A 6,920-nucleotide genomic window follows, 5' to 3' on the forward strand; every position below is an offset into this window, starting at 1 on the left:
CAAACCCGTGAGATGCCTGCGATGTCGACCGAAATCCTCCGCCTCAAGCACAAGCTCGACACGCTGATCACGGAGATCGACGAGGGCAGCCGCGAGCGGCTGGCCGGCTGGGTGGATCAGATCCACCGTCCCGGCTTCGGCCCCAGCGCCGCCAACCTCGCCCACTATCTGGCGCTACGTCACCACGATCTGCGCCCGCTGCAGCACGCCCTGATGGCGCTGGGGCTGTCGTCGCTCGGCCGGCTCGAAAGTCGGGTGATGCCGACGCTGCTCGCGGTGCGCGCCACCCTGGCGGCGCTGGCGGGCGAGCCGGAAATGCTGCGGCCGTCGTCGAAGCAGTTCTTCGCCGGCGATCACGATCTCGCTAGCCGCAGCGCCGAGCTGTTCGGACCGCTGTCGGGCGCCCGCCACTCCGCCCTGCTGGTCACCTGCCCGTCCGAAGCCGCCGACGATCCGACCTTCATGCTGCGGCTCGCCGAGCGCGGCGTCGAGGCGGTGCGGATCAACTGCGCCCACGACGATGCAGCCGCCTGGCAGCGGATGATCAATCACCTCCACGTCGCCGAGGAGGCCACCGGGCGACGGATGAAGGTGCTGATGGATATTGCCGGGCCGAAGATCCGCACCGGCGCCGCGCGCACGCCCGACGGCCGCGACCGCATCGTCACCGGCGACCTGGTGGCGATCGTGGCGCAGGGCGAATTCGAGCGGATCGATCTCGACGACGAGCATTTCGCAGTGGAATGCACCCTGCCCGATCCGCTGACCCGCGCCGCCGTCGGCGCCCGGGTGTTCGTCGATGACGGCAAGCTGTGCGTCCGCATCGAGCGGAAGACCGCCTGGGGTTTGCTCGGCCGCGTCACCGCCACGGCCGACACCGGCTTCCGGCTGAAGCCGGAGAAAGGCCTGAACTTCCCGGATACGCCGCTCGACATCCCGGCGCTCACCGCCAAGGACCGCGCCGACCTTGATTTCGTCGCCGCCCATGCCGACGGTGTCGAGTTCTCGTTCGTGCAGTCGGTCGGCGACGTGAAGATGCTGCAGGCCGCGCTCGCCGAACGCCGGCCCGACGACTGGCACAAGCTGTCGCTGGTGTTGAAGATCGAGACGCCGGATGCGGTCGCACACCTGCCGGACATCCTGGTGCAGGCCGCCGGCCGCCAGCCGACCGCGGTGATGATCGCGCGCGGCGATCTGGCGGTCGAGATCGGCTTTGCCCGGCTCGCCGAAATGCAGGAAGAGATCCTGTGGATCGGCGAAGCCGCCCATGTCCCGGTGATCTGGGCCACCCAGGTGCTCGAACATCTGGTGAAGAAAGGCACGCCCTCGCGCGGCGAAATGACGGACGCCGCGATGGCGGCGCGCGCCGAATGCGTGATGCTGAACAAGGGCCCCTATCTGTTCAAGGCGATCACCGAGCTCGATACACTGCTCGGCCGGATGGCCGACCATCAGCACAAGAAGACGCCGCAGCTCCGGCGGCTGCGTAGTTGGGGGTAAGCGCAATTACTTTCGGTATCAACCTAAGGTTGACTCCATAACACCTTCGTTCACTCTATGTTCCCATACGGTGCAAAACCGCTGTGCCGGCCAGAGTGAGCGGAGGAAATCATGAGGCAGCAGACGGCTCGATTTGCAGCCGCGATCACCCTGCTGATGACCTTGGGCACGACGGCCGCGCCCGGGCGCGCCGAAGAGGCTGCGGTCGATCGGATCGACGCCGCGCTGCAGAACATCACCAGCATCGTCCGGGCCAAAAAGGTCGGCTACGCGACGATCTGGGACGGCAACAAATACATCCAGTGCCGCCGACTGCCGAGCCGCGAGATGCGCTGCGAAGCTGCCGGCCCGACGCTGCAACCAACGTTGAAGCACGTCCTGACGATCGAACGGCAAAATCGGCTTGCGACGCTCGGCTGGACCATCGATCCGGCTTTCGGCAACTACGCGAAAGTATTTCCGGCCGACACGCCGACCGGCCAGATCTCTGCAGACATCTTACGCACGTTGACAGATGCCTACGACATCAACCTTCAAGACCTCGAACCGAAAACCGACTGGGTGGTCGACATCCCCTGCCCGCCGCGGAACGGGCCGTCCCAGACTCTCGCCGGCATGGTCAGCGGCGCACCGTCGATGCGTTCGACGGCGCTACTCACTTGCTCTTATGCGGCGAAGCCGCAGCCGCAGACCGCCGAAACTGCGGAAGCGTTGATCAAGCTTTACGGCCCCTCGGTCACAGCAGAGATTCAGCGACTGCGGGTGAACGCGGCACATCGGGTCTATGCGGTGTTCGACAGCGGCATCGGCTACATCCAGTGCATGCCGGAAACGCCACCGGTGGCGCTGTATTGCGAGGCCGCGTCGGCCGAAAGCTGGGCGGCGTTGAGCGCCGTCCTGAGTCCGGATCGCATCGCCCGCCTGACGGCCGCCGGCTACAAGGAGCCCGGCCGCGCGCCGAACTACAGCAAGAGCTATCCGCTGACGCTGACGGATGGCGCGATCGCCGCCGAAATCCTCACATTGCTGCACGACGTCTACAACTACACCGGCGCGCCCAAACTCGACGTCAAGACCGAATAGAACCGCACACATGGCATTGCAGACGCTGTCGCCGCTGCGTGCATCGCAGCAACCGACTGATCACAACTTCACTAGCTGGCTCGCTTCGTTCTCCCCTCGGATCGGCGCGATGGTATCATCGCGAAAAAACGACGTCGCATCGCGACGCAACAATGCTGTCAAAACAACAGCCCATGGGAGGACCAGCATGCTCGACACCGCACCGAACGGCAAAGTCACCACGCTCCTCGGACAACTCGACGACGCGCTGAGCGCCGGCGACATCGACCGCGCGGTCGATCTGTTTCAAACCGACTGCTACTGGCGCGACCTGATCGCCTTCACCTGGAACATCAAGACCATGGAGGGTAAGGATCAAGTCCGCGACATGCTGACCGCGCGGCTCGCCGATACCAAACCGTCGCATTGGCGGATCGCCGACGGCGAGGACGCCGCCGAGACCGACGGCATCGTCGAGTGCTTCATCCAGTTCGACACCGCGCTCGCCCGCGGCGTCGGCCATCTCCGCATCAAGGACGGCCGGATCTGGACGCTGCTCACCACCATGGCCGAACTGAAAGGCTTCGAAGAGCCGCAAGGCTTTCAGCGCCCGATGGGCGTCAAGCACGGCGCCGATCCCAGCCGTAAGACCTGGAAGGAAGAGCGCGACGCCGAGGCCGCCGAGCTCGGCATCACCCGCCAGCCGTATTGCGTGATCATCGGCGGCGGCCAGGGCGGCATCGCGCTCGGCGCGCGGCTGCGCCAGCTCGGCGTGCCGACCATCATCATCGAGAAGAACGAGCGCCCGGGCGATAGCTGGCGCAAGCGCTACAAGTCGCTCTGCCTGCACGACCCGGTGTGGTACGACCACCTGCCCTATCTGCCGTTCCCGCCGAACTGGCCGGTGTTTGCGCCGAAAGACAAGATCGGCGACTGGCTGGAAATGTACACCAAGGTGATGGAGCTGAATTACTGGGGCTCCACCGTCTGCAAGCGCGCCTCCTACGATGAAGCCGCCAAGGAATGGACCGTGGTGGTCGAGCGCGACGGCCAGGAGATCACGCTGAAGCCGAAGCAGCTGGTGCTCGCCACCGGGATGTCGGCAAAGCCGAACATGCCGAAATTCGAAGGCATGGACGTGTTCAAGGGCGATCAGCACCACTCCTCGCAGCATCCCGGGCCGGATGCGTGGAAGGGCAAGAAAGCGGTGGTGATCGGCTCGAACAATTCGTCGCATGATATCTGCGCGGCGCTATGGGAGGCCGGCGCCGACGTCACCATGGTGCAGCGTTCGTCGACCCATATCGTCAAGTCGAACTCGCTGATGGAGCTCGGGCTCGCCGGGCTCTACTCCGAGCAGGCGGTGCAGAACGGCATCACCACCGCCAAGGCCGACCTGATCTTCGCCTCGCTGCCGTACAAAATCCTGCACGAGTTCCAGATCCCGATTTACAACGCGATCCGGGAGCGGGACGCCGAATTCTACAAGCGCCTGGAAGCGGCCGGCTTCATGCTCGACTACGGCGACGACGATTCCGGCCTGTTCATGAAGTATCTGCGCCGCGGCTCGGGCTACTACATCGACGTCGGCGCATCCGAGCTGGTCGCCGACGGCCGGATCAAGCTGAAGAGCGGCGTCGACGTTACGCGCCTGACCGAACATTCCGTGATCCTCAGCGACGGCTCCGAGCTGCCGGCCGATCTCGTCGTCTATGCCACCGGCTATGGCTCGATGAACGGCTGGGCCGCCGACCTGATCTCGAAAGAGGTCGCCGACAAGGTCGGCAAAGTCTGGGGCCTCGGCTCCAACACCCGCAAAGACCCCGGTCCGTGGGAAGGCGAGCAGCGCAACATGTGGAAGCCGACCCAACAGGAAGGCTTGTGGTTCCACGGCGGCAATCTGCACCAGTCGCGCCACTACTCGCAGTTCCTGGCGCTGCAGCTCAAAGCCCGGATGGAAGGCCTCCCCACCTCTGTCTACGGCCTGCAACAGGTGCATCACCTGGGTTGAGTGCCGTTCGATCAAATCCGCGGACGCCGATCGTTTCGGCGTCCGCTCACAGCATCCCCGGCCGGAACAGCGATTTCCTGCTGATGGTCTTGCCGGCGACCATGAACACACCGTCGCCGGTGTAATGCAGCGTCTGCGGATGTTTCGGCCGGGCGGCGACGTGCGCTTTGACGACTTCGAAGATGAAGAAGTTGTATCGGCCGACCAGCGCATCGTCGTGCAGCCGGCATTCGAACGCAGCGTGGCATTCGGCGATCAGCGGCGCGGTGACCACCGTCGCCTTCTCCGCCGTCAGCCCGAAATGCGCGAACTTGTCGATCTCGGCACCCGAGGTGTTGCCGATGCCGACGACGATATCAGTCAGCGCCGTGGTCGGCAGATTGACCACGCATTCGCCGGAGCCGCGGATCATCTCGAACGAGTGGTTGCCGCTCGAGATCATCAGACCGATCAGCGACGGGGTGAATTCCAGCACGACGTGCCAACCGAGCGTCATGACGTTGTGCGCGCCGCGCCAATGCGAGCTCACCAGCACGATCGGCCCCGGCTCGAGATAGCGGCGCACGCCCGAAACCGGAAAGTCGGATTTGCGTGGATGGATCATCTTCCGCGTCCTGTCGGTCCGTCTGGGCAGCCTCTATCAGTAGCACATCCCGGAAGAACGACGCCTCAAACCGTCATGTTCACGCCGCGGACTTCGCCCTGAAACCGTTGCATGGTTTGCAGCGCGGTTTGCAGGCGGGCGAACAGGTCGGTGTCGTTAGTCTGCAACGCCCGCTCCATGCCGCTGTGCACCGACCGCATGAAATCGACTTTCTGCGTGTCGTCGGGCGCCAAGGAGGAGCCATCGACCGGCATGCTCACCGTCATGCTGATGAAGGTCGAACTCTCGTCGAAACTCATCTCGCCGCTGGCGATCTTGCTGTTGATCCAGTCGAACAGTTGTTGATGGGTCATCTGGGTGAAGTCGGTCTTCTGCACCCCGCCGCTGCCCGGCTTGGTCGCCGCCGCACTGTCCGCAGAGGCGGACGCCGCCGATGCACCTGCGCTGCTGCGCGAGGCGGTCACCAGTGAGGCCGCATATGACCCGACTCCAGAAATATTCATGACGCGCCTTCAAACGTGCTTGGTCGAGCACACTCAAAAGCAACCGACATGCCATCCCGGCGGCGGCCGCTTTCGCCAACAGCCACAGCGCATTGCGGCGCCAGGCAGCGGCGCCGCGTGGCCGGATGGCGGCAAGTCTTGCCGCCCGCACGACGATCTTGCCGCCTCGCGGCCGCCACTGGCGCTCGTCAATCAACCGGCCGACAACACGAGCGCCCGCGCCCGTTCAACCACCGACTGCGGCGGCATGCTCGGCCGCCATCGCGGCATCGGCCTGATCGACCCGCTGGAACGCCGGTCGCGCGGTGACCCGTTCGGTGTACCGCACGAACGCGTCTCTCTTCGGCACCAGGCCGAAACTCAGCGTCCAGTTGAGTGCAATCCCCCACAGCACGTCCGCGGCGGTGAAGCGGTCGCCGAGCAGATACGGTCCGGTCGCAAGCTGCGCTTCGAGCGCGCCGAGCATCGTATCGTAGTCGGCATAGGGCGACATCTCCGCCGGCCCGGGTTCGCGTTGCATGAACCTGTCGACCACCGCCGGTTCGAACGACGAACCGTAGTAAGCGATCCAGCGCAAGTAAGGACCGCGCAGCGGATCATTCAGCGCCGGCGCGAGGCCGCCCGGCGAAAGCAAATCGGCCAGGTAGATCGTAATTGCGACCTGCTCGGTCACCAGCGCATCGCCATGACGAATGGCCGGCACTTTGCCGAGCGGATTGATCGCGAGATACGCCGGCTGGCGCTGCTCGCCGGCCTTCATGTTGAGGACGTGAAGATCGTACGGCGCTCCCATTTCCTCGAGCAACACGCGCATGCCGGTGGCGCGGGTTTGCGGCGAATAGAACAGGGTGACGCGGTTCGGGCTGGTCATCGGGGGCTCCTCGGCTGGACGGCGATGACACCTGCTTACAGCCCCATACCTGACATCCTCTGTCAGGTATGGTTGAATGAAACATGCGCGCGAGCCGAATGCTGTCGATCCTCACCACCCTGCAGGCCAAGGGCCGCGTCACCGCGCCGGAGCTGGCCGAGGCCTGCGAGGTGTCGGTGCGCACGATCTATCGCGACATCGACGCGCTCTCTGCGTCCGGCGTGCCAGTCTATGCCGACCGCGGCGCGGACGGCGGCTATCGGCTGCTCGATGGCTATCGCGTGCGGCTGAACGGGCTGTCGCAGAGCGAAGCCGGCGCGCTGTTCCTCGCCGGCCTGCCCGGCCCCGCCGCCGCGCTCGGTCTCGATG

General features: G+C 65.0%; 7 protein-coding genes. 4 read left to right on the top strand and 3 right to left on the bottom strand.

The genetic code is table 11. The features are described from left to right. The first annotated feature begins 21 nt into the window (after window positions 1–21). The 3 genes from DY467_RS14940 to DY467_RS14950 all read left to right on the top strand — a co-directional run bounded on the left by DY467_RS14940 (window position 22) and on the right by DY467_RS14950 (window position 4,573). The gene (locus DY467_RS14940) at window positions 22–1,500 is read left to right on the top strand and encodes a pyruvate kinase (RefSeq protein ID WP_164637130.1); all 1,479 of its coding nucleotides are present in this window, start codon (window positions 22–24) and stop codon (window positions 1,498–1,500) included. 111 nt (window positions 1,501–1,611) lie between these two features. Continuing rightward, window positions 1,612–2,583 (top strand): hypothetical protein, encoded by a 972-nt coding sequence (locus tag DY467_RS14945; protein WP_164637131.1) that lies wholly within the window; start codon window positions 1,612–1,614, stop codon window positions 2,581–2,583. Window positions 2,584–2,770: 187 nt separating this feature from the next. After that, complete coding sequence (locus tag DY467_RS14950) at window positions 2,771–4,573, top strand: NAD(P)/FAD-dependent oxidoreductase (protein ID WP_164637132.1); 1,803 nt, start codon at window positions 2,771–2,773, stop codon at window positions 4,571–4,573. A 46-nt stretch (window positions 4,574–4,619) separates the two neighbouring features. Here DY467_RS14950 and DY467_RS14955 read toward each other — a convergent pair whose 3' ends face one another. From DY467_RS14955 to DY467_RS14965, 3 genes are all read right to left on the bottom strand, one after another. Further along, complete coding sequence (locus DY467_RS14955; RefSeq protein WP_164637133.1) at window positions 4,620–5,177, bottom strand: flavin reductase family protein; 558 nt, start codon at window positions 5,175–5,177, stop codon at window positions 4,620–4,622. Between the two features lie 65 nt (window positions 5,178–5,242). After that, window positions 5,243–5,641, bottom strand: coding sequence for a hypothetical protein (locus DY467_RS14960; RefSeq protein ID WP_349627644.1), 399 nt, complete (start codon window positions 5,639–5,641; stop codon window positions 5,243–5,245). A gap of 265 nt (window positions 5,642–5,906) precedes the next feature. Next, a complete protein-coding gene (locus DY467_RS14965; protein WP_164637136.1) occupies window positions 5,907–6,551 on the bottom strand; it encodes a glutathione S-transferase family protein in 645 nt (214 codons plus the stop codon). 83 nt (window positions 6,552–6,634) lie between these two features. Here DY467_RS14965 and DY467_RS14970 point away from each other — a divergent pair. Next, the coding region (locus DY467_RS14970; protein WP_164637138.1) for a helix-turn-helix transcriptional regulator at window positions 6,635–6,920 on the top strand (286 nt) is incomplete at its 3' end.

This window comes from Rhodopseudomonas sp. BR0G17, from assembly GCF_010907025.1.
Lineage (GTDB): Bacteria > Pseudomonadota > Alphaproteobacteria > Rhizobiales > Xanthobacteraceae > Rhodopseudomonas > Rhodopseudomonas palustris_H.

What these genes read in the sequence shown, in the direction of transcription:
- DY467_RS14950 (WP_164637132.1), top strand. Translation starts at nt 2,771, where the DNA reads ATGCTCGACACCGCACCGAACGGCAAAGTCACCACGCTCCTCGGACAA.
- DY467_RS14965 (WP_164637136.1), bottom strand. Translation starts at nt 6,551, where the DNA reads ATGACCAGCCCGAACCGCGTCACCCTGTTCTATTCGCCGCAAACCCGC.
- DY467_RS14945 (WP_164637131.1), top strand. Translation starts at nt 1,612, where the DNA reads ATGAGGCAGCAGACGGCTCGATTTGCAGCCGCGATCACCCTGCTGATG.
- DY467_RS14940 (WP_164637130.1), top strand. Translation starts at nt 22, where the DNA reads ATGTCGACCGAAATCCTCCGCCTCAAGCACAAGCTCGACACGCTGATC.
- DY467_RS14955 (WP_164637133.1), bottom strand. Translation starts at nt 5,177, where the DNA reads ATGATCCATCCACGCAAATCCGACTTTCCGGTTTCGGGCGTGCGCCGC.